The following is a 23,010-nucleotide window of genomic DNA, read 5'->3' as shown; positions in this document are numbered from 1 at the left end:
CACCCTTTAAAAAATATAGAGAAAACCATGAATGCATTGCATAAAGGCTCATCCACCATTAGCATCAGTGAAGACCAAGCCTACCAAACCGTGATTACTGGCGGCTTTACATTGACTGACCGAGCCATTGACGATAAACGGCTTAAACACGCCTTAATGAGCGATACTTGTGGGGCGTTAGCGACATTTGAAGGCTGGGTACGTAACCACAATAACGCTCGCCCTGTTAGCAAACTCACTTACTACGGCTACGAGCAACTGGCACTTAATCAAGGCAAAAAACTGATTGAACAAGCCAAAGCCCAGTTTGACATCGAAAACGCCATTGCCATACACCGTGTTGGCGACCTTGCGATTGGTGAGATGGCGGTGTGGGTTGGGGTAGTGGCTGCCCACCGTTATCCTGCGTTTGATGCCTGTCGTTGGTTACTAGATGCGATTAAAGCGGATATCCCTGTGTGGAAACAAGAATTTTATGCCGACAGTACTGAGAGTCTGTGGCTTTCTAATAATGGTTAATACTCTAGTAATGGTTAACAAGCAATGACAACTACCGTATTAAGCGTGCTGTTCTTTATTTCTGCCTTGCTCTATTCATCAGTCGGGCATGGGGGCGCATCGGGCTATCTAGCGATGATGGGGTTAGTCGGCGTTGCGCCAAGTATGATGAAACCCACTGCGCTATGTCTTAATATTTTGGTGTCAATCATTGCGTTTTGGCGCTTTTATTCTGCAAAAAATTTTTCTTGGCAAATTTTTATTCCCCTTGCTATTACCGCGGTGCCGATGGCGTTTATCGGGGGAATGACCCATTTACCCAGTCATTTATATAAGCCGATTGTTGGGATGGTACTGATTTTTTCGGCTATTTATTCATTTATCTTTGCCAAAAAACTCACCAGCGAGCAACCATTAAAACAGGTGTCAAAATGGATTTTGGCAATCGTGGGGGCAGTTTTAGGGTTGCTTTCGGGATTGACGGGGGTGGGCGGTGGTGTGTTTTTAAGTCCAATTTTATTGTTTAACCGTTGGGCAAGTCCTAAAGTTGTTGCAGGCGTAGCGTCGGGGTTTATTTTGGTGAATTCAATTTCAGGTCTGTTTGGTGTGTTATCGACAGGGGCAAAACTGCCAAATCAACTACCAATCTGGCTTGTAGCGGTTTGTGTAGGGGGTTTTATTGGCGCAACTTATGGTAGCAAACGCCTTGCCGACCCCATGCTCAACAAATTATTATCTCTGGTATTAGTCATTGCAGGGCTGAAAATGCTGGCAAATTTTTAACGATTAGGTAGACCCCAACCGCTGCCTCTAGCACCACCCTAAAAACGCGATGAATTGCATGCAACATCCAATAATTTCAAAGCTTAAGCCATAAAAAAAACCCATTGCAGGAGGTGAGCAATGGGCTGAGGAAAAGCACAAGTAAGTGTTAAAAGTCTGGAAATTTTTGACAATAAACGCGATTTATCAAAATTATCCAATCACTATATGATAAAAAATTGATAAAAAAATTCATAAGTTGATACGCTATGATTAATGAATTGGGTGGAAAATAATCAACTTTCAGTAAACCTGACAACAGCAAAATTTGCTAATATCGAAATAAGTCTTATTGTTATTATTTCGTTGTCGGACGTTATGATATCAATAAAAGTCTAAATTTTTGACTGTCTAATTACACCCTGTTACTCTTGAAGTGTTTTTTATACAATGACATATTTAGTAAAAAATACCATAAAATCAATACGGTAAAGTAGCTTAATTATTGAAAAATATGATAAAAACTAGCATTATGGGCAAAAAATAATGACATTAATTTGAGAACCGTTATAATTATTTCAACTAAAATTAGCGTTACGCCGCGCCCTAAAACAATAATGAACGAAAAATCCCATGACCGATAAGCCAGTGACCGACGAGACAGCCCATCCCCCTGTTGCTTCGGGTAGTATTTTTAACTTGCCCAACAACTTGACCATTGCGCGCATCATAATGATTCCGCTGTTTGTGGCGATTGCTTATTGGCCGCCTGCGATGGGGATTGGGCAGAGCGCCATTAGTGACAATGCAATTGCCAACATCGGCATGTATCAGTTTAGCGATAGCCTACTACGCCACTTTTTGTTGACCGCTGTATTTATTTTGGCGGCAGTTACAGATTGGTTAGATGGCTACTTTGCCCGCAAGCTCAATATGACATCGGCATTTGGGCGGTTTCTTGATCCTGTGGCGGATAAGTTGATGGTTGCTGCCGCGTTAATTATTTTGGTGCAGTGGCATCCTGATATTGTCATGGCGATTTCAGCGATCGTTATTATCTCACGTGAGATTGCCGTCTCAGCCCTGCGTGAGTGGATGGCAGAGCTGGGCAATCGTACCAGCGTTGCCGTGTCATATGTGGGTAAGATGAAAACCACTTTTCAAATGGTGGCGATTACGGTATTACTACTCAATTGGGAATCACTTGAAATGACGGGATATTTACTATTGGTTATTTCAGTGGTATTGACGTTATGGTCAATGTTTATTTATCTAAAAGCGGCATGGCCCTATCTAAAACAGCCCTAATTGATGACTTTAAAAAAAGCTGATAACGTTAACAAAAGCTGATGACGTTAAAATAATGGATTATTCTAAAAAATTGTTAGCTCAGAATTTACCATAAAAAACCCCAGTTAAAAAACCGGGGTGATATTTTTTTAAAGCCAATAATTAAAACGTCACTGAATGGTTTTCACCCAGATTTTCTGCAGTTTTCCCTTCTTGGACAGCCGCTGATACCATCTTAAACATATCCACCACCGTGTTACCGCTTAACCAATACTGCGCACCGTTACATTCAATGCAAATCACTTGCACATTAGGATCTTCTTTGCCTTTTTCATAGAACGCTGCATAAATTGGGCTCCAAAGCTCATCTAGTTTGGCTTTGTCATTAACCAGTTTAGCCGTGCCGTTGATAGACACAAAGTCTTTTTGGTCGCTTGAGGTATATGATAAGTTGACTTGTGGGTTTTTTTCCAAGTCTTTGATAGTTTCTGATTTGCGATCGCCGATGAACCAAATTTTACCATTTTCTAATTCATTTTTATTGGTGGTCATAGGGCAAGCATGTAAATGTTTTTCGTCTGCAGTAATGGTGGTCATCATTGCATATTTGACGCCTTTAATTACTTTATTAATATTTTCAATATGTTGCGCTTTAGTGAGATCTGCCATGAGAATGTCCTTGTTATTATATGGTTATTATACGTCTCAAATTTAATGCTAAAAAATTTATTGCTAACTGATTAAGAATTTACGTTAAAACTGGGTTAAAGTCATTAACTTGGATGATAATATCGGCTTTTGTTATTTAAGTCTGTCGAAAAGCTGCAAATAATTGGTATAAAACCGTTAACGATGTTATCGCAAGGTAACGCAGTTGGCATGCTGTTTAGAAAAAACACATCGTGAAATGACATTCTATCGCCATCAAGGCAAGTGATAAGCCCGTAGGTTTAATGCTATAATAGCCGCAAATTTTTCTGTTATTTTCCCAACTTTTCCCGAAGCAAGCGGAACTTTCTATGACTATCATCGCTGGATACCCATTTTTAACCGATTTTCAAACCACCAAACTGCTAAATTCCCTTAGCCAAAAAACCAATCTCAAAATCACTCACTTAAAAAGCCAGCAAGTTTATATTTTTTCTAAAGATTTGGCAGAACACGATTATAAGAAAGCGCTAGATTTGCTCAATCACGGTGACGAAATCGCGCTCAATCAAGCAAGCCCAGATGAGAATCAGGATGAGAATCAGGATGAGAATATAAAGACGCTGCAAATCATCGTTAGCCCACGTTTTGGTACGATTAGCCCTTGGGCAAGTAAAGCGACGGATATTTTTAACAATTGTGAGATAGCGATTGAGCGTGTTGAGCGCTTGGTGGTGTATACGCTCATCGGCGAAAACTTGCCTGAAAAGCTCCCGCATGATATCGAGATGATGTTGTACGACCGCATGACCCAAAGCCTATTTTATGACTTGGCAAAGGCTCATCACTTATTCGATGACCACGAGCCAGCACCGCTCAACCATGTCGATGTGATGGGCAAAGGGCGTGAAGCGTTAGAATCTGCCAACCGTGAGTTTGGTTTTGCGTTATCGAGCCAAGATATTGACTACTTGATGGATGCCTACGTTCATGTGCTGAAGCGCAATCCGACCGATGTTGAGCTCATGATGTTTGCCCAAGCCAACTCGGAGCATTGCCGTCACAAGATTTTTAATGCTCAATGGACGATTGATGGGGAAGTACAGCCAAAATCCTTGTTTGGCATGATTAAAAACACCTTCGAGCAAAATCCCAACGACATTTTATCCGCCTATAAAGACAATGCCGCGGTGGTGAAAGGGCATGAAGGACAGCGTTTTTATCCGCTATTAAACAGCGACAACAATCATTTAGCATACGATTTTCACCAAGAGCCGATTGATATCTTGATGAAAGTCGAAACTCACAATCACCCAACGGCGATTGCACCGTATGCAGGCGCGGCAACAGGCTCTGGCGGCGAAATCCGTGACGAAGGCGCGACAGGTCGTGGCGGTAAACCCAAAGCAGGCTTGGCAGGATTCCATGTGTCGCATTTGCAGCTGCCTGATATGCCAGAAAAGTGGGAGCACAGCGGAAAAATCTCCACGGCTGACTACGGCAAACCAGCGCGTATGGCGTCTGCATTAGAAATTATGACCCAAGCACCGCTTGGTAGTGCAGCGTTTTCTAATGAATTTGGTCGTCCAAATCTGGTCGGTTATTTTCGCTCATTCCAATTGGATACCTCAAAAGACCAAGATGGCAGCCAAATGCGGGGCTATCACAAACCCATTATGATTGCCGGTGGTTACGGTAATATCAAACGCAATTTGGTGGAAAAAAATCCGATTCAGCAAGGCGATTTGCTGATTGTACTAGGCGGTCCTGCCATGCAAATCGGCTTGGGGGGTGGCGCGGCAAGTTCGGTGGATAGTGGTGAGCTTGATGAAGGCTTGGATTTTGCGTCAGTGCAACGTGACAATGCCGAGATGGAACGCCGCTGTCAAGAAGTCATTGACCGCTGCTGGGCAATGGCAGGAAACCAGCCAGATGAAGATAACAATCCGATTGTGTCGATTCATGACGTGGGGGCAGGGGGGTTGTCAAACGCCATGCCCGAGCTTGTGAATGACCACGAACTTGGGGCGGTGTTAAACTTGCGTAAAGTGCCGTCGCTTGAGCATGGTATGTCGCCAATGGCGATTTGGTCAAATGAAGCCCAAGAGCGTTACGTATTGGCAATCCGTCCACAAAGCCGTGAGCTATTTGATAGTATCTGTGAGCGTGAGCGTTGCCCGTATGCAATTTTAGGTGAAGCGACTGACGTGCGTGAGTTGGTGGTCAATGACCCGTTACTGAACACCAAAGGCGACCAACAACCGGTCGATATGCCCCTACAAGTGCTACTTGGTGGCACGCCAAAAATGCAGCGTAGCTTTAGCCGTAGCACGCCAGATTTGACAGCGTTAAATCTTGATAAAGTCGATTTGGCGGAAGCGGTCAAAGACGTGCTGCGTCACCCAACGGTTGCCAGTAAATCTTTCTTAATTAGCATTGGCGATCGTTCCATCACGGGTATGGTAGTACGTGACCAATATGTTGGACGTTACCAAGTCCCAGTGGCGGACTGTGCTGTTACTGCTTCTGCTCTCATCCCTGTCGATGGCAAACCGATGACAGGCGAGGCCATGAGTATGGGCGAGCGTACCCCAGTTGCTTTGATTAATCCTGCCGCATCTGCGCGCCTTGCGGTCGCTGAAGCCATTACCAATATCGCAGGGGCGAATATCGCCAAGCTATCAGACATTACCTTGTCGGCGAACTGGATGGCAGCCTGTGGTGAGGACAAAGAAGACCAAGCGTTGTTTGATGCGGTGTATGCCGTGGGCGAAGCGCTTTGTCCGGCACTTGGCATTGCCATTCCTGTGGGTAAAGACAGCTTGTCGATGCGAGCGAATTGGTCAGATGAGCAAGCAAACAAGTCTGTGGTGTCACCCATGTCGCTCGTTATCACTGCCTTTGCCCCTGTGCAAGATGTCACCAAAACCTTAACCCCAGAATTGGTAAACAGCTCGGCGCTTGGCGAAACCGCTTTTTATCGCTTAGACTTATCAAAAGGTCAGTTCCGCTTAGGTGGCTCAATCCTTGCCCAAACCCTAAGCCAACTGGGTGATACTTGCCCAGACCTAGATAATCCGCAAGATTTAATCAACTTTTTTGACTTTATCCAGCAAGCCAACAACCAAGGCTTAATCACCGCATATCATGACATTGGGGATGGCGGTTTGCTTGCCACCATTGCCGAGATGCAATTCACCAGTCGCCAAGGCGTGAAATTGGTATTAAGCGATGACAATTTACTCGGTCAATTATTCGCCGAAGAACTCGGTGCGGTAATTCAAGTCAAATCGGATAAGGTTGCCGAATTGCTTGAATTAGCAGAAAAAACAGGCGTCAGCGAATTATTAAGCCTAATCGGTCAAAGCACCGATGAAGACAGTTTACTCATCCAAACAGCCACGCAAAATTTACGTTTTGAGCGTAGCGAGCTTGAGCAAGAATGGAGTAAAGTCAGCTACCATATCGCCAAAAACCGCGACAACCCCGAATGCGTACAACAGGCCTTTGATTTGATTGGTGATAAATCCCATCAAGGCTTAATCGCCCAAGCCAATTATGATCTCAACCAAGCGATTGAAGCCCCGTATATCAATAGCCGCAGCGCACAGCCCAAAGTCGCCATTTTGCGTGAGCAAGGCGTAAATGGTCAGCTAGAAATGGCGGCAGGCTTTAAACGCGCAGGACTAGAAGCCGTTGATGTGCATATGAGTGACTTGCTCAAAGGGCGTGTCAACTTGCGTGACTTTGATGGGCTCGTGGCTTGCGGCGGCTTTAGTTATGGCGATGTGCTTGGCGCTGGCGCTGGCTGGGCAAAATCGGTGCTGTTCCATGATGAATTACGCATGCAATTTGTGCGATTCTTTACCCGACCAGAAACTTTCTCGCTTGGCGTGTGTAACGGCTGTCAGATGATGAGCCAGCTTAAAGATTTGATACCGGGCGCAGAGAATTTCCCCCGTTTTATCGCCAATAAATCGGCACGGTTTGAAGCGCGCACGGTGAATGTGAAAATTGAACGTACCAAGTCAGTGCTGTTAAAAGGCATGCAAGAGAGCATTCTACCGATTGCGGTGGCACATGGCGAAGGCTTTGCGACCTTGAGCGATACCGATATCGCAGGGATGAGCGCACATGGGCAAATTGTGATGCGTTATGTGGACAGTCTCGGCACAGCAACCGAGCATTATCCGCTCAATCCAAATGGCTCACCGCAAGGGGTGACAGGGATTTGTAGCACCGATGGGCGTGTGACCTTGATGATGCCACACCCAGAGCGTAATTTGATGGCGTATAACCATAGTTGGAAACCTGAAGCGTGGGATAATGATGGGGCGTGGATGCGGATGTTTAGAAATGCCCGGGCATTCTTAAGATAAAAGTTAAGATAAAAGTTAACATAGTGGATTTTTTTATAAAAGGATGGCAAAAGCTATCCTTTTTTAATGACCTAATCCAACCCGACTAACGCAATAAAGGCTGGGTAATAAAGGCTGTCACGATAAAAACCTTGGCTCGGTCAAAAACTAGCAACAATTTACAAACAATACATGATAACAAGGAAAAACTATATGTTATAATAACTTAATTCTACATGGAATAAGTTAAGTTTCATTAACAATGTTTTGTAAGCCCATACAGTTTTTATAATATATCGAGGAAAATCCCATGAATAGCAAACTTTTAGCCACTACCGCTATCGCAGCGTTGTTAGCCACACAATTTGCCAACGCAGAATTGGTCATCTCGCAAAACGGTGAAACGCAAAAAATTGGTGAAACCGTGGCTCAACCTGCAGCGGTCACAAAAGCGCCTAAAACCGCCAAAGTAGAAAAAGTTAAGCCAAGCAACAGCACTAGCTACAAACTAGACCCAAACCACACCAATGTACGTTTTGCCATTGATCATTTTGGTACGAGCACCAATACCGGCGGATTTTACGGCTTAACCGGTGACATGGAATACAACCCTGCCAAGCGTAGGGGCAGCATCAATGTTGATATTCCAGTTAATTCGTTAAATACGGGTAGCGAAGCGTTTGATAAACATCTCAAAAGTGGTGATTTCTTCGATGCTGAAAAATACCCGACGGCTAATTTTAAATCAACCAAATTCCATTTCAAAAATGGCAAAGTAACGAAAGTTGACGGTAACTTGACGCTATTGGGCAAAACCAACCCAGTCAGCCTAAAAGCCACCAAATTTAATTGCTACAACAGCCCAATGCTAAAAAATGCACAAGTATGTGGTGGTGATTTTGAGACTACCATTGACCGCACCAAATGGGGCATGGATACTTATGTCAAAATGGGTTTTGCTAAAGACGTCAAACTTAATATCCAAGTTGAAGCGGTACAGCAATAATTATTTAGCAAACAATGAAAGTAATCAAAAAGATCAGCCTTGGCTGGTCTTTTTTTATGGCATGCTGATAGGGTATCTTTCAACCAAGCCGAGTAGAATTTGTGAGCGCGGTTTCATGGGGCTGCGTTTTGATACAAAACCATACAGCACTATACAAAACGTAAATTTACAGTAGCCACACATAGCTTCATAATTTTCAAAAACCTAGACATCACTTTATTTAATTTGTTTTTGAGGAAAACTTATGAAATCATTCAATACCACAGTAAAAAACACCGTATTAGCCGCAGCGTTAGTGGTGGGTTCTGCCAATTTAACAGGGTGTGGTTATAACGCTATGCAAGCGCAAGATGAGCAAATCAACGCCTCATGGTCAGAAGTAGTCAACCAGTATCAGCGCCGTGCTGACTTGATTCCAAACTTAGTCAAAGTTGTTGAGCGTTATGCCCAGCACGAACAAGCGACCTTAACCGAGGTCACACAAGCGCGTTCACAAGCGACGGCTATCAATGTAAGTGCTGATGTGCTCAATGACCCAGCGGCTTTCCAACGCTATCAACAAGCGCAAGATCAATTGGGCAGTGCGTTATCGCGCTTGATGGCAGTGTCGGAGCGCTATCCAGACCTAAAAGCGGATAAACAATTCCAAGAGTTACAAGCACAGCTTGAAGGTACTGAAAACCGCATTGCCGTGGCACGGGGTCGTTATATTCAAGATGTTCAAACTTATAACACTACCGTACGTCAATTCCCAACCAATATTACCGCAAAAGTGTTTGGTATGCATACCCGTCCAAACTTTACCGTGGCTAATGAGGCGCAAATCTCCACCGCACCAACCGTTGATTTTGGCAATAGCAATACCAACACCGCAAATGCAGGCGGTCAGCCAGTGCAAAACAGTGGTAACACTGCCAATGCCGGTGGTCAGCCTGTAAATAATTCGGCTACCGCGACAGCGAAACCCTAATTCACCAGTGTTCACTGTATGGTTAAGGTTAATAGTTAAGAAGATTTTTTTAAATAGTCTGCCATCAGTCGGTGGCAGGCTCATTGGATAAGATTTGCATAAATTGCGAGACTGATTTTTTAATTTTTTAAAATAGTGGTTGAATTGATTACATCATCATAATAAAAAAATTGCATACTTTGAGGAAACACAGGTGTCATTGAATATTGTACAGACACAGCCCAATTTACAGCGCTGCCATAAACAGCCGCAAAAATTGTCATCTGGTTTTTTAGCCAAGCGGTGGCTATTAAGCACCTTCACTGCACTGACCATGGGCATTGGGCTTGCGATGCCTATGGCTGCCGTTGCAGAAACTGCCACGGCGACAGCCAATTCTGCAACCGTTACCGCTAAGCCTACATTACAAGATCATAGTGTTGAGGACATGATTGCGATTGCCAAAACCGCACAAAGCAATGAAGCGCTCAATGATGCTGTATTCAATAATGATGCAATTAAAGAGACGTTAGGCAATGATGCGCTGCCGATACCAGGTAATTCCCAAGGAACTGGCAATCAGACAAATAGCAATCAGGCAACCGCTACCGCTAATACCCAAACGACTACGACGACCACGACACCCAAGCAATCAACCCAAGCCCCTGTCGCCGCTGACAAATTAATTCTAAATAACCCTGTCATAGATGAAGCAAAAATTCTATCTGCCAGTGATAAACAGGCGATTGAAACCAAACTGCGTAGTCTTAATGACCGCGGTTTGGCGCAAGCAGCCGTGGTCATTGTACCCACCACCAATGGCGAGGATATTTTTGACTATTCAATGAAAATTGCTGACCGCTGGAAACTGGGCAAAAAAGACACCGATCAAGGTCTGTTGATGGTTGTTGCTGTCAATGACCGTAAAATGTATATTTTAACAGGCTATGGTCTTGAAGGTACCATTCCTGATGCCGTCGCTAAACGCATTATTAACGATGACATAACCCCAAGATTTAAACAAGGCGATTATGCCGGGGGTATCATCGCGGGAATTAATCGCATTGAAGAACGCTTGACGACCGATCCTGCTATTTTAAAGCAAGCGGATGCCAATCGAGTCAATACCAATAGCAATGCCCAGTCAAATCAAGAGGGCGGTATACCGCTTATCTTCCTAGGATTTTTTGGCTTTGTCGCTGGTATGATTTTGACCAGTATATTAGGGCGTTTTTTTGGTTCTATCGCTACGGCAGGTGGCATCGTAACACTTGGTACAATCTTTGGTGCAGGGTTACTGGGTAGTATGTTTGTGGCATTTATTGTGTTTTTATTTTTGCTATTTCGAGGTGGCGGTGGTGGTCGCGGTGGCAGAGGCGGCGGTGGCGTTGTCTTCCTACCGGGTGGCGGCTTTGGCGGCGGTGGATTTGGTGGTGGCGGTTTTGGCGGCGGTGGATTTAGTGGCGGCGGTGGCGGCTTTGGCGGCGGCGGCGCTGGTGGCGATTGGTAATCAGTAGTCAGTAATCGGCTAGCTATTGAAACATCAGTTAAAAAATTGTGTTAACTTTACCCCTTATCATCAACTATATACTTCATTATTTTTTATGGAATTTTCATGAGCACAAATGACCCAATAATTGCAACGAATGGTGCCAACGAAGAAACCATGGCTTACACCTCACCGATGGCGACAGTGACTTCTACTGTGCCAAGCTGGGCTAGATGGTGGCGTCAAGTTGCGTTTATACCTAGTCTGCACAATCGCTGGTTAACGCCTACGGCCCAACAACAGCTCAATCAAGCAATTACCGAAGCTGAGCAAGGGCATCGCGGCGAAGTCGTGCTAGTGATTGAAAATCATTTGCCTATTTCGTCAGCACGGCTACAAAACAGCCGAGACAGAGCGATCGAAGTTTTTGGGAATTATCGCGTCTGGGATACGCAGGATAATACTGGGGTGTTGGTGTATCTTAATATCTGTGAGCGGTGTCTGGAGATTGTCGCCGATAGAGGCATCAATAGCCATGTGATGCCAACCATGTGGCAAGCGATGTGCGACAAGGCTATCGAAGGTATTAAAGCCAATCATCCTGTGGAAAGCCTGATGGCATTGCTAGCGGATGTCGGTCAACTGTTACATCAATATTATCAATTGGAAAATGACCCAAACGGCAATGAAATCGCTGACAAGATGATTTTTATAAAGTAGTTTTAAACTTAATTAGCATATTGCGATGATGCAATCCTACCAAAAGCGATGTCACCCATCGCTTTTTTTATTGCTCAGCTTTTAATACCCAAGAGTAAGTGGGTAAACTTCAAAATTTGGTATCAAAAATTATTGAGGATTATCTTTGCGGCGCTAAAAAATTGATTGAAGGCTCGACAAAAGAATCGACAAATTTTGCTAGGCGAAATGATAAAATTTTACATATAATGAAACCGACATACCGCCACTCAGCTTCTTAGACAATTAGACAATTAGGCAGTTAGACAATTAGACCAGTCGTCATGTTGGCGATAAATCATTACTTATAAAATTTTTGAGGGAATCCCATGCCAACGCTCACCAATAATATTCCTGATAGTATCGGTCAATTTTATCTCGGTCAAGACGTGTACCCAGAGCCTACACAAGGTCAAGCAACCCTATATGATGCAGCTGACTTAACAACCCATGCGGTGATTATCGGGATGACGGGCTCGGGTAAGACGGGTTTGGGGATTAGCTTACTGGAAGAAGCTGCGCTGGATAATATTCCGGTGATTGCTATTGACCCCAAAGGTGACTTGGGCAATTTAGCATTGACGTTCCCAAATTTGGCAGCCAGTGACTTTGAGCCGTGGATTGATAGCGGCATGGCAAATCAAGCGGGTATGAGCGTGGCAGAGTTTGCCAAGCAAACCGCAGAAAACTGGCAACAAGGGCTTAGTAAAAGTTTTCAAACCCCGGAGCGTGTTCAAGCACTCAAAGCCGCCAATCGTGTCAGTGTCTATACCCCAGGTAGCGAGAATGGTTTACCGATTGCGCTACTTGGCAATCTCGTGCCGCCGCCCGATAGTATCAAAAATGATAGCGAAAGCTATGCTGAGTATATCGATGCGACAGTGTCGACGCTGTTGGTGCTATTAAAAGTCGATGGGGATAACCTCGCCCCAGGGCATGTGTTTTTGGCACAGCTACTTAAAAATGCCTGGGACAATAACCAAACTTTAACCTTAGTGGATTTGATTACCCAAATCCAAACGCCACCGTTTGACAAAATCGGCATCCTGCCGCTGTCACAAGTATTTGTGGATAAAGACCGTAGCGCACTGGCGATGAAGCTCAATACGCTTTTGGCATCACCAAGTTTTGCCAGCTGGCTTAAAGGCATGCCGCTGGATGCTGGCGCACTGTTTTATGATAAAAACGGCAAAGCACAAACCAGTGTGCTCAATATTGCGCATCTATCCGATGACGAACGCTTGTTTTTTGTCACCTTGTTACTCACCAATTTATTGGGCTGGATGCGCCGTCAGCAAGGCACCTCAACCTTGCGGGCAATTTTGTACATGGATGAAGTGTTTGGCTATCTACCGCCGATTGGCAATCCACCGACCAAAGTATTGCTATTGACCCTACTAAAACAAGCGCGCGCATTTGGCTTGGGGATTGTGTTATCGACCCAAAACCCAGTGGATTTGGACTACAAAGCCTTATCCAATGCGGGTACTTGGTTTATCGGACGGTTGCAGACTGCGCAAGACCGTGAACGGGTGATGGATGGCTTGCTCTCTGTCAGTGGCAGCAGTGGACTGGACAAAGCGGCGCTCAATGCGTGGTTTGATAAACTCGGTAAACGCCAATTTTTGCTGCACAATGTGCATGACGCCAGCCCTGTGATTTTTAGCACCCGCTTCACGCTCAACTACTTATCAGGACCACTTAGCAAACAAGCCATAGCACAGCTCAAAGCCAATAGCCAAGCCGCTGCGCCTAGCGACCCAGCGCAAACGCAAGCCACCACGCCTGCTATCAATCCATTAGCAAGCACCATAAGTCAGCCGCCTGCCTTGCCCAAAGATGTGGGCTTGTATTATGCACCCAAAGACATGGCGGGCGATGGGCAAACCTTCTATGAGCCTACTGCCTTTGCCTATGCGCGGGTATTTTTTAATGACAAAAAATCAGGCGCTCAAAGTCAGCAGCAGCTATTATTAACCACAGCATTTGGTGAGCCGCCGTTGGTGGTAGATTGGCATCAAGCGATTTTAAGTGATTTGACCTTTGAGCAGTTACAATCGGCTCCGCACCAACCTGCTGTGCTCAAACAACTGCCTACCCAAGCGCTCGACAAGGCATCATGGAAAGCTTGGGAAAAAGCGGTGAAAGAAGCCATCCGTCAGCAGCAAGTGTTAAATCTGTGGTATGTCGATAGTTTAAAGCTGTATAGCGAAGTGGCAGAGAGCGAAGAAGCCTTCCGCAATCGGCTCATCGTACCGCTGCATGAACAGCGTGATATCGCCATTGCCCAGCTGCGTGATAGCTTTGCTAAAAAACAAGACGCGCTAGCCAAAAAACTACAAGCCGCCAATGAAAAATACCAACAACAAGCCGCTGAGTCGAGCAAAGGCTGGCTTGATGCAGGGGTCAGTATTGGTTCTGCGGTCTTAGGCGCGTTTATGGGGCGTAAGGCGTTGTCACAGACCAATATCAATAACGTCAAACGCGCCATGAACTCGGTGGGCGATATCAATGCCAACAAACAAAGTGCCGCAGAGCTTGATGCGATTCGCCAGCAGCTGCAGCAGGAGTTAGACAGTATTGGGCAGCAGTTACAAAGCCAAATCGACACCTTGGCAACCACATATGATGCCCAGTCAATAGCACTTGAGACGGTACAGATTGCCCCAGCAGCGAAGGATATCACGGTGTTGTTGGTCGGCGTGTTGTATCAGCCGCTATAAACAGACGCAATATAAACCTTTTGGTTCTATCGAATTTCGCGGAATGCGGTATGACCCCAACGTCTGAATACGAACAGCAAGCCCAATATTTTCTCGCCAACATCTATGCCAGTGGCAATGGCGTCGCTGCCAATGCCCATCATACTTATTAGGATATCTACTTGATGGCTTTTGATAGCCTACTTTTATTATCAAGCCTTTCTTATCAAAGCTATCTTGTGCAGCCTTTCATTGATGGCTTTTTAACAGCCATTGCTTTATTTTTCGCCAACTGCACCAATTATAATGCCTATGCGCCAAATGTAGCCAAAATGAGATACGCTGCGCCTAGGATGCGTTCACGAATTTGTAGGATGATTGACCTATAATGACAACACATTAAAAGGAAAAAGCATGACACCCGTAGATATTATTACTAGTAAAGAAGTGAGCGATATTGCACAAATTGTCAAACTTCATGACATTGATGTTCCCTTAGTCGCTGTGTATTGCGGCTCTCGCAAAGGCAATGACCCTGTCTATGTCCAATCGGCGCATGAACTGGGTAGGGGGTTGGTTGAAGTGGGGTTAGGTCTGGTATATGGCGGTGCGGTGATTGGCTGTATGGGCGCGGTTGCCGATGGTGTGATTGAAAAAAACGGTATTGCCGTGGGTGTGATTCCTGAATTTATGATGGATCGAGAAGTGGCGCATGGTGGGCTGACGCGTTTGCATTTGACCGATACCATGCATACCCGTAAAGCCATCATGGCAGAGTATGCCAGTGCCTTTATCACCTTGCCCGGTGGGCTTGGCACCCTTGAGGAAATCATGGAAATTGCCACTTGGCGACAGCTATATCAACATGAAAAGCCGATGATTATTCTCAATATCAATGGTTTTTATGACAAATTGATTGAACATCTACAGTTTACCGCTGAGCAAGGCTTTATGAAGCCAGAAGATTTACAGCGATTAATCGTTTGTGATACTGTCGCAGAAGCCATTGAACTACTCAAACCGATTGTCAATATGCCAGACACGCTGAATGTGAATAGAATCTAACCCCGTGAGCGACAAAAAAAAGACCTCAGTTAAAGGTCTTTTTTTGTATCTTTTTTTTGTATCCCTTTTTTGTAACAATGTTATCTAGTCGAAAATCGTTATCTAGTCGAAAATCTTACCACGATTCATAATCCCATTGGGGTCAAACACTTGCTTGATGGCGCGCAAATAATCAATTTCTTCATCAGGACGGGTGTAATTAAGATACGGCTTTTTGGTCATCCCCACGCCATGCTCGGCTGAGATAGAGCCGTTGTATTTTTGCACCGTTTCAAACACGTGCTTGTTGACCACTTGGCATTTTTCAAAAAATTCGTCTTTGCTAAGGTTCTCTGGCTTTAAAATATTTAAGTGTAAATTACCATCGCCAATATGCCCAAACCAGCACACTTGAAAATCCGGATAGTTTTGGCTAACAATGGCATCGATATCCGCGATAAACTCTGGCACGCGGCTGATGAGCACGGAGATGTCATTTTTGTACGGGGTAAATACCGAGATGGTTTCAGAGATATACTCGCGCAGTTTCCATAACTCTTGGGCTTGGTGAATCGATTGGCTCATCACCCCATCAAGCACCCAGCCTTCGCTCATACAGTCTTCAAAAATCTGCATCGCCATGTCCATAATCGGCTCGTAGGGCGCTTCAAATTCGAGTAGCGCATAAAACGGCGCATCGGTTTCAAAGGGTTTTTGTACATGACCTGTGGCAAGTAATTTATCAACGGCGACATCATCAAAAAATTCAAACGCGGTCAAATCCATTTTGCTTTGAAAGGCTGACAGGATTTGCATGATATTGGTAAACTCTGGTACGCCAAGCACCATGACGGTTAGGTTCTTGGGCTGACGCTCTAGCTTGACTTGCACTTCAGTGACAATGCCTAAGGTGCCTTCTGCCCCAATAAACAAATGACGCAAGTCATAACCGGTGGCATTTTTTATCATGCCCTTATTGAGGTGCAAAATATCGCCTTTACCTGTCACCACCGTAAGACCTAATATCCAGTTGCGGGTCATGCCGTATTTGATGACTTTGATACCACCGGCATTGGTGCCAATATTGCCACCAAGCTGGCTTGAACCGGCTGACGCAAAGTCCACGGGATAGTATAACCCTTGCTGCTGGGCAAAGTCTTGCAGCGCTTTGGTGACGATACCGGCTTCCACTTCCACCATACGGTCAGCAGGGTAGAAGCCCAATACTTGGTGCATTTTATCAAGGCTAATTACCACCTCGCCATTGGCGGCAACCGCCCCTGCAGATAGACCCGTCCGTCCACCGCTTGGGGTAATAACGATGTTTAGCGCATTACATAGCTTGACGATGGCTTGCACTTGCTGGGTGGATTTTGGGAAGACAATGGCGCTGGCATTGGGCTCAAAATGCTTGGTCCAATCTTTGCCCCAAAAGCCCAAACTGTCCGCATCGGTTTTGATTTGGTGTTCGTCAAATCCTTGCTGGCGTAGTTGTTCAATGAGCGTATTGATGGCGGTCTGATTAGCAGTCATGGTGTGGCTTTTACCCATATGTTTATACAGATTGAAAAGGTTTTTGAGGCTCTATCATAGCATAACTAACGGCATAAATTTTGACAAAAACGCTGGCGATTGATGAAGAATTTTTTACCCATAAGACAAAAAAATCATGCCATCTTGCTGGAATTTCACCACAAAAAACCCAGCAAGTGTGATAGGATAATTGACTAAAAATACTGACTAGGGGTTGTTATGGCACAAAATCTATCACTTGAGAAAGACAAAATCCGCTTTTTGATGCTTGAAGGCTTGCATGACAATGCCTTTAAAGTGCTGTCAGAGGCGGGCTATCACAATGTTGAGAACATCAAAACCGCCTTAGACCCCGAAGAGCTTAGCGAAAAAATCAAAGACGCCCATTTTGTCGGTATTCGGTCTCGCACCCATTTGACCCGCGATATTTTAGAAAAAGCCGAAAAGCTCATCGCCATTGGCTGTTTTTGTATTGGCACCAACCAAGTGGACTTGGAAGCTGCCCGTGAGCTGGGTATCCCTGTCTTTAATGCCCCTTATTCTAACACCCGCTCTGTCGCGGAGCTTGTCCTTGCCGAAATCATCATGCTGATGCGCGGTATCCCTGAAAAAAACGCGGTGGTACACCGTGGCGGCTGGAACAAATCTGCCAAAGACAGCTATGAAGTACGCGGCAAAACTTTAGGTATCGTGGGTTATGGCTCTATTGGTACTCAGCTATCGGTACTCGCTGAAAGCCTTGGGATGAAAGTCATCTATCATGATGTGGTTACCAAATTGCCACTGGGCAACGCCACCCAAGTGGGTAGCCTAGAAGAACTGCTTGGTAAAGCCGATGTGGTCACCTTGCATGTGCCAGATTTGCCAAGTACGCGTAATATGATTACCGCCACAGAATTGGCTGCCATGAAGCCAGGCGCGCATCTTATTAATGCGGCGCGTGGCAAATGTGTGGATATTGATGCGCTAGCGGCAGCCTTACAAAGCGGTCATATCTTGGGCGCGGCGATTGACGTGTTCCCCAAAGAGCCAAAATCAGCGGATGAAGAATTTGAATCACCACTGCGCGCGTTTGACAATGTGATTTTGACACCGCATATCGGTGGCTCCACCCAAGAAGCCCAAGCCAATATCGGTCTTGAAGTGGCAGAAAAATTTGTGCGTTACTCTGATATGGGTGATACTGCAACGTCTGTGAATTTCCCAAATGTTAGTATGCCACAAAAAGAAGGCACGCATCGTTTGCTCCATATCCACAAAAACGTGCCTGGCGTGTTGTCACAGATTAACAAATCCTTTGCCGATGCCAATATCAATATCTTTGCCCAAAGCCTGATGACCGAAGAAGATGTGGGCTATCTGGTGATGGATGTGGGTAGTGGCGATTCTGCGCAAGCGGTTGAAGCGCTTAAAAATATCCCAGAAACCATTCGGGTGCGGGTGTTGTTTTAATTTTTAAATCTGAAGAAAAAAACCAACTTTAAGAGTTGGTTTTTTATTTGATTTGGGTTATCTTTTTGAGAATATATATGATTTCATAAAACTCTTCAGTATTACCATATATAGAATTTAGAAATGAATTGAGTTCATGTTTAATCTCTTCTAAAGTCGATGTTTCTGTTAGATTTAAGAATTCTTTATTTTGCAGATATAACATAATGATCTCATCGTATTTTAACCTACGATTATTACAAATTTTTCGTTGATTTAAATTCAGAATTTCTATTGCTAATTTAGCCCTATGTGTATTACCGACAAGTTCTCCTGCAAAATTTATTTTAATTTCTTCATCACACTCATTCATCAAGGGAGTTAATGGTAACGCTTTGTTCTCTTTAGCTTTATCACACTGATTTTCAGTGGCACAAGAAAGTAAAAGATTATCATACTCATAAGTTTTTTTGGGATATTTTGACCTACAATCTAAGTGCTCAACCCTAGTTTCTTCATCAACTAAAGATTTACAGCAATAGCAACATAAGCCAAGTTGTTCCTCGTACAATTGCTGATGTATAGCATCATAACCTTCAGAAAAATCATTTTTTAAATTCCAAGGTTGGTTTTTGTGACGCTTAATCCACCCCGCCATTATTGGAGGCATAGGTAATTTTTTATCAATCTTCTGCATAAACTAACCCAAATTTGTCGCTGATTTTTGGGCAAGTTTTGCTTGAGCCAATAACAATTTGACTTTCAATAATTCTGTATTACCTGATGCTACTTTCTTTGCAATACTATTAATAAGATTATCAGCTATTTCAAATTCCTGGTTGCTAATCGCTCGTCGAATATTATTAAAGTCATTTTCAACTTCGGGGGTACGAACAGGCACATCGAATATATTATTCAATAGTGTATTTGCATCTTCCCCGTAGATATTCTTCGTTTTGTGCAAATTACCATTTTCCAAAGAGTAAACTAAAATGTTTGGGCTATCGCTGACAATCAGTGGCGAATGGGTGGTTAGGATAAATTGAACGTTGGGGAAGGTGCGAACTAGCTTATCGATTAGGTCGTGCTGCCATTTTGGGTGTAGGTGTAAATCGACTTCGTCAATCATGACGACACCTTCGCCTTGAAGTGGGTCGTCTAGGCTAGGGTTAAGTATTGCTAATCGTCTTGCGATGTCGCCTACTAAGGCAAGTAAGGATTTTTCACCTTGGGAAAGTTGGTTTACGTCCAGTTCTTCACCGTCTTTTTCGATTATCATTGTAGGGGTGTCTTGACGTTGAATTCTGATGTTTTTAAATTCCGTGAATTCCTCGATAGCTTGTCGAACAAATTTTAAAGGTAAAGTTTGAATTTGATTTGATGTATCTTTTAAAAAGCTATTTCTGATAAGTAAATTATTATATTTTTCCTTCTCTTCTTTAATTTGGCGGGCAATTTTTGCAGAGTATTTATACTTTTCTTCATCGTTGGGAAAATAATCAATGTCATCTATATGTTCTTGAATTTCCTCTAATTGTTCAATTTTTATTTCAATTCGTAAAAATTCATCATGTTCTTTTAAGTATTTAGTTTTGTTAATCTCATTCTCTAAATCTTCATTATCTCGAAACCATTGAAAAAACTGACTATAATCTGAACCAGCATTCAAAGCATTTAGATAACCACTAAATTGATGATTCTTAAAGCTTAAGCTTGGTTCAAGCTCACTTACACTTACATTTCTTTCTACACTATAAAAAGCTAATAATGGTAAATTAAAATTTTTCGTGTTTTTAATATTTTCCCTATAAAAATCTAACAGAGCCTCAAAATTAGTCATTTCACGACCATATGAAGCAATATCTAATCCATTATTAACTGACGTATCAATCTTAATACTTGAACCAAATTTACTATTTTCGTCATTAAAGAAAAGTTCTATCTCGGAAAAACTTTGATTATTTTTTATCATTTTTTTAGGGATATGCACTCCTTCACAATCAAATGTCCATTCAAATTCAAATTTGTCCGAATGATTATTTATACTTTTCACCTTCGTCAATCCGTTAACAAACCAACTTAACCCAGTCGCCAATGCTTGCAAAATTTGTGATTTACCTGCCCCATTATTTCCCACAATGACCGTGACATTGCTTGCTCTATCCTCAGTCGGAGCAAAGTCAATCGTCAAATCTTCAAATCTGCCATAATTCTGTAACTGTAATTGTTTGATTTTCATCATATTTTCCAATATTGATAAGCGTTAAAAAACCCCACTCAAATCGCTTGAGTAGGGTTAATATAGCATAAATTTTTAAGCATAAATCGCTAACTATTTCGCAATCTTTTTATATTTCATGCGTTTTGGCTCGGCATCTGCGCCCAACTGTTTTTTGCGATACGCTTCAAACTCAGAATAGTTACCATCAAACCAAATCGGACCCTCCTCCTCAAACGCCAAAATATGGGTGGCAATACGGTCTAAGAACCAGCGGTCATGCGACACCACCATTACCGTACCAGGAAACACTTCCACCGCATCTTCAAGCGCGCGCAAAGTCTCAACATCAAGGTCGTTTGATGGCTCATCGAGTAACAGCACGTTTGCCCCTTGCTTCAAGGTTTTGGCAAGTTGCAGACGGTTACGCTCACCACCCGACAGGCTACCGACCAGTTTTTGTTGGTCTTGACCTTTAAAGTTAAAGCGTCCGATATAGGCACGGCTAGGCGTGGTGTATTCGCCCACGGTAATCATATCAAGACCGTCGGAGACTTCTTCCCACACAGTTTTTTTGTCGTCTAGCTCATCACGCACCTGTCCCACATACGCCACTTTTACCGATTCACCGACTTCAACCGTGCCCGTGTCTGGCTTGTCTTTACCGGTAATCATATTGAACAAGGTCGTTTTACCTGCACCATTGGGTCCGATAATCCCCACAATCGCCATCGGTGGCACAGTGAAGGATAGGTTTTCGTATAGCAAACGGTCACCAAATGATTTACTGATGTTGTTGACTTCAATGACTTTGTTGCCAAGGCGTGGTCCTGGTGGAATGTAAATTTCGGCGGTTTCGTTACGTTGTTGAAACTCTTTGGAATTGAGTTCTTCAAAACGTTGCAAGCGAGACTTAGACTTGGCTTGCTGACCTTTTTGGTTTTTACGCACCCATTCAAGCTCTTGTTTCAGCGCTTTGGCAAAGGCTTCTTCTTGTTTTTGCTCTTGCTCGATACGCTTGTTTTTCTGCTCTAGCCACTCGGTGTAGTTGCCTTGGTACGGGTAGCCATAGCCACGGTCAAGCTCCAAAATCCACTCGGCAACGTTATCAAGGAAATAGCGGTCATGGGTAATCGCCACGATGGTGCCCGAATAATCTTTTAAGAAATGCTCCAGCCAAGCGACTGATTCGGCATCCAAGTGGTTGGTCGGTTCGTCGAGTAGCAGCATATCAGGTTTTGATAGCAATAGACGGCATAGGGCAACGCGGCGTTTTTCACCACCCGACAATTTGCTCACGTCGGCATCCCACGCGGGTAGGCGCAGCGCATCGGCGGCTTTTTCTAGTTGGTTGTTGAGGTTATGGGCATCCCACGCTTGGATGATGTCTTCCATTTTGCCTTGTTCAGCGGCCAATTTGTCAAAGTCAGCATCGGGTAGGGCATATTCGCCGTAGATTTCATCAAGGCGTGCAAGGGCATCTAGGGCTTCACGCACACCATCTTCGACGTTGCCACGCACGTCTTTGGCTGGATCAAGTTGTGGTTCTTGCGCTAGATAGCCGATTTTGATACCGGGTTGTGCGCGCGCTTCACCGTTATACTCGGTGTCCACTCCTGCCATGATTTTAAGCAAGGTTGATTTACCGGCACCGTTGAGACCCAGCACACCGATTTTTGCACCGGGGAAAAAAGACAGGCTGATGTCTTTTAGGATTTCCCGTTTGGGTGGAACAATTTTTGATACCTTGTTCATGGTATAAATATATTGAGCCATGGTTTTCCTAGAGTTTTGAACAGTTTTTTTGAAAAAATGGTAAGATTTAACCGCTTATTATCGCATTGTTAACAGGGTGGGGCAAGGTAAAAGCCTAGCGAAAAATCATTTGCAAACCCCATACCGAATAGGCAAAAACTTTTACAAGTCATGGACAGTGGTTGTGCTACTATCAAACGGCAAATAACCAAGCGACAAATAACCAAGTCACAGATAGCATAGTAGACAAAAAAATACACAAGGAGACAACCATGTCGGATTTACAATTATCGATTCACCATAACGAACAATCACAACGCTTTGAAACCACCGTTGACGGCACTACTGCTTACATTAGCTATGTGGATAATGGTGATGTCATCGTATATGACCATACCATTGTGCCAGACGCGATTGGCGGGCGCGGCATTGCAGGGGAGCTCACCAAGCACGCGCTAGACTATGCCCGCAAGCAAGGCAAAAAAGTCGTGCCAGCCTGCTCTTACGTGGCAAGCTACCTGCAAAAGCACCCCGAATACAATGACTTAAAAGTACAATGACTTAAAAATACAGTGATTTAAAAGCTTAA

The 23,010-nt window shown here is 44.0% G+C and carries 17 protein-coding genes; 12 read left to right on the top strand and 5 right to left on the bottom strand.

The window, feature by feature from the left end; genetic code table 11:
- Positions 1–27 precede the first annotated feature (27 nt).
- The 3 genes from AXE82_RS06570 (at position 28) to pgsA (ending at position 2,568) form a co-directional block, all read left to right on the top strand.
- Positions 28–519: a molybdenum cofactor biosynthesis protein MoaE gene (locus AXE82_RS06570; RefSeq protein ID WP_062332783.1), complete on the top strand. Its 492-nt coding sequence runs from the start codon at positions 28–30 to the stop codon at positions 517–519.
- A gap of 24 nt (positions 520–543) precedes the next feature.
- A complete protein-coding gene (locus AXE82_RS06565) occupies positions 544–1,281 on the top strand; it encodes a sulfite exporter TauE/SafE family protein (RefSeq protein ID WP_062332781.1) in 738 nt (245 codons plus the stop codon).
- A 612-nt stretch (positions 1,282–1,893) separates the two neighbouring features.
- Positions 1,894–2,568: a CDP-diacylglycerol--glycerol-3-phosphate 3-phosphatidyltransferase gene (pgsA, locus tag AXE82_RS06560; protein WP_062332778.1), complete on the top strand. Its 675-nt coding sequence runs from the start codon at positions 1,894–1,896 to the stop codon at positions 2,566–2,568.
- 144 nt (positions 2,569–2,712) lie between these two features.
- Here pgsA and AXE82_RS06555 read toward each other — a convergent pair whose 3' ends face one another.
- On the bottom strand, positions 2,713–3,219 hold the full coding sequence (locus AXE82_RS06555) for a pyridoxamine 5'-phosphate oxidase family protein (protein WP_062332775.1): 507 nt from the start codon (positions 3,217–3,219) through the stop codon (positions 2,713–2,715).
- Between the two features lie 350 nt (positions 3,220–3,569).
- Here AXE82_RS06555 and purL point away from each other — a divergent pair, with 350 nt between their 5' ends.
- The 7 genes from purL (at position 3,570) to AXE82_RS06515 (ending at position 15,505) form a co-directional block, all read left to right on the top strand.
- Positions 3,570–7,577, top strand: coding sequence for a phosphoribosylformylglycinamidine synthase (gene purL, locus AXE82_RS06550; RefSeq protein ID WP_062332772.1), 4,008 nt, complete (start codon positions 3,570–3,572; stop codon positions 7,575–7,577).
- A 289-nt stretch (positions 7,578–7,866) separates the two neighbouring features.
- The gene (locus AXE82_RS06545; RefSeq protein WP_062332769.1) at positions 7,867–8,562 is read left to right on the top strand and encodes a YceI family protein; all 696 of its coding nucleotides are present in this window, start codon (positions 7,867–7,869) and stop codon (positions 8,560–8,562) included.
- A gap of 244 nt (positions 8,563–8,806) precedes the next feature.
- The gene (locus AXE82_RS06540; RefSeq protein ID WP_062332765.1) at positions 8,807–9,532 is read left to right on the top strand and encodes a LemA family protein; all 726 of its coding nucleotides are present in this window, start codon (positions 8,807–8,809) and stop codon (positions 9,530–9,532) included.
- A gap of 193 nt (positions 9,533–9,725) precedes the next feature.
- Positions 9,726–11,021, top strand: a complete 1,296-nt coding sequence (locus tag AXE82_RS06535; RefSeq protein WP_062332763.1) for a TPM domain-containing protein — start codon at positions 9,726–9,728, stop codon at positions 11,019–11,021.
- Between the two features lie 105 nt (positions 11,022–11,126).
- Positions 11,127–11,720 carry a TPM domain-containing protein gene (locus tag AXE82_RS06530; RefSeq protein ID WP_406946751.1) on the top strand — a complete coding sequence of 198 codons (594 nt, stop codon included), beginning with the start codon at positions 11,127–11,129 and terminating at the stop codon, positions 11,718–11,720.
- 347 nt (positions 11,721–12,067) lie between these two features.
- Complete coding sequence (locus AXE82_RS06525; RefSeq protein WP_062332761.1) at positions 12,068–14,461, top strand: ATP-binding protein; 2,394 nt, start codon at positions 12,068–12,070, stop codon at positions 14,459–14,461.
- Positions 14,462–14,854: 393 nt separating this feature from the next.
- Positions 14,855–15,505, top strand: a complete 651-nt coding sequence (locus AXE82_RS06515) for an LOG family protein (protein WP_062332758.1) — start codon at positions 14,855–14,857, stop codon at positions 15,503–15,505.
- Positions 15,506–15,607: 102 nt separating this feature from the next.
- Here the strand turns inward: AXE82_RS06515 and AXE82_RS06510 are convergent, their stop codons facing one another.
- Entirely contained in the window at positions 15,608–17,017 is a 1,410-nt protein-coding gene (locus AXE82_RS06510; protein ID WP_227713373.1) for an FAD-binding oxidoreductase, read from the bottom strand.
- Positions 17,018–17,236: 219 nt separating this feature from the next.
- Between AXE82_RS06510 and serA the strand changes: the two genes are divergently transcribed.
- Positions 17,237–18,469 carry a phosphoglycerate dehydrogenase gene (serA, locus tag AXE82_RS06505; protein ID WP_062332752.1) on the top strand — a complete coding sequence of 411 codons (1,233 nt, stop codon included), beginning with the start codon at positions 17,237–17,239 and terminating at the stop codon, positions 18,467–18,469.
- Between the two features lie 43 nt (positions 18,470–18,512).
- Here serA and AXE82_RS06500 read toward each other — a convergent pair whose 3' ends face one another.
- From AXE82_RS06500 to ettA, 3 genes are all read right to left on the bottom strand, one after another.
- Complete coding sequence (locus tag AXE82_RS06500; protein ID WP_062332750.1) at positions 18,513–19,145, bottom strand: HNH endonuclease family protein; 633 nt, start codon at positions 19,143–19,145, stop codon at positions 18,513–18,515.
- Positions 19,146–19,148: 3 nt separating this feature from the next.
- Positions 19,149–20,687, bottom strand: coding sequence for an AAA family ATPase (locus AXE82_RS06495; RefSeq protein ID WP_062332747.1), 1,539 nt, complete (start codon positions 20,685–20,687; stop codon positions 19,149–19,151).
- Positions 20,688–20,780: 93 nt separating this feature from the next.
- The gene (ettA, locus tag AXE82_RS06490; RefSeq protein WP_062332744.1) at positions 20,781–22,442 is read right to left on the bottom strand and encodes an energy-dependent translational throttle protein EttA; all 1,662 of its coding nucleotides are present in this window, start codon (positions 22,440–22,442) and stop codon (positions 20,781–20,783) included.
- Between the two features lie 251 nt (positions 22,443–22,693).
- Between ettA and AXE82_RS06485 the strand changes: the two genes are divergently transcribed.
- Positions 22,694–22,981 carry a GNAT family N-acetyltransferase gene (locus AXE82_RS06485; RefSeq protein WP_062332741.1) on the top strand — a complete coding sequence of 96 codons (288 nt, stop codon included), beginning with the start codon at positions 22,694–22,696 and terminating at the stop codon, positions 22,979–22,981.
- Positions 22,982–23,010: the final 29 nt, after the last annotated feature.

The sequence above is a fragment of the Moraxella osloensis genome (genome assembly GCF_001553955.1).
In the GTDB taxonomy this organism is placed as follows: Bacteria; Pseudomonadota; Gammaproteobacteria; order Pseudomonadales; family Moraxellaceae; genus Faucicola; species Faucicola osloensis.
The sequence above is the reverse complement of the archived record's forward strand: the minus strand, read 5'-3'. Positions and strand labels throughout refer to the sequence as shown.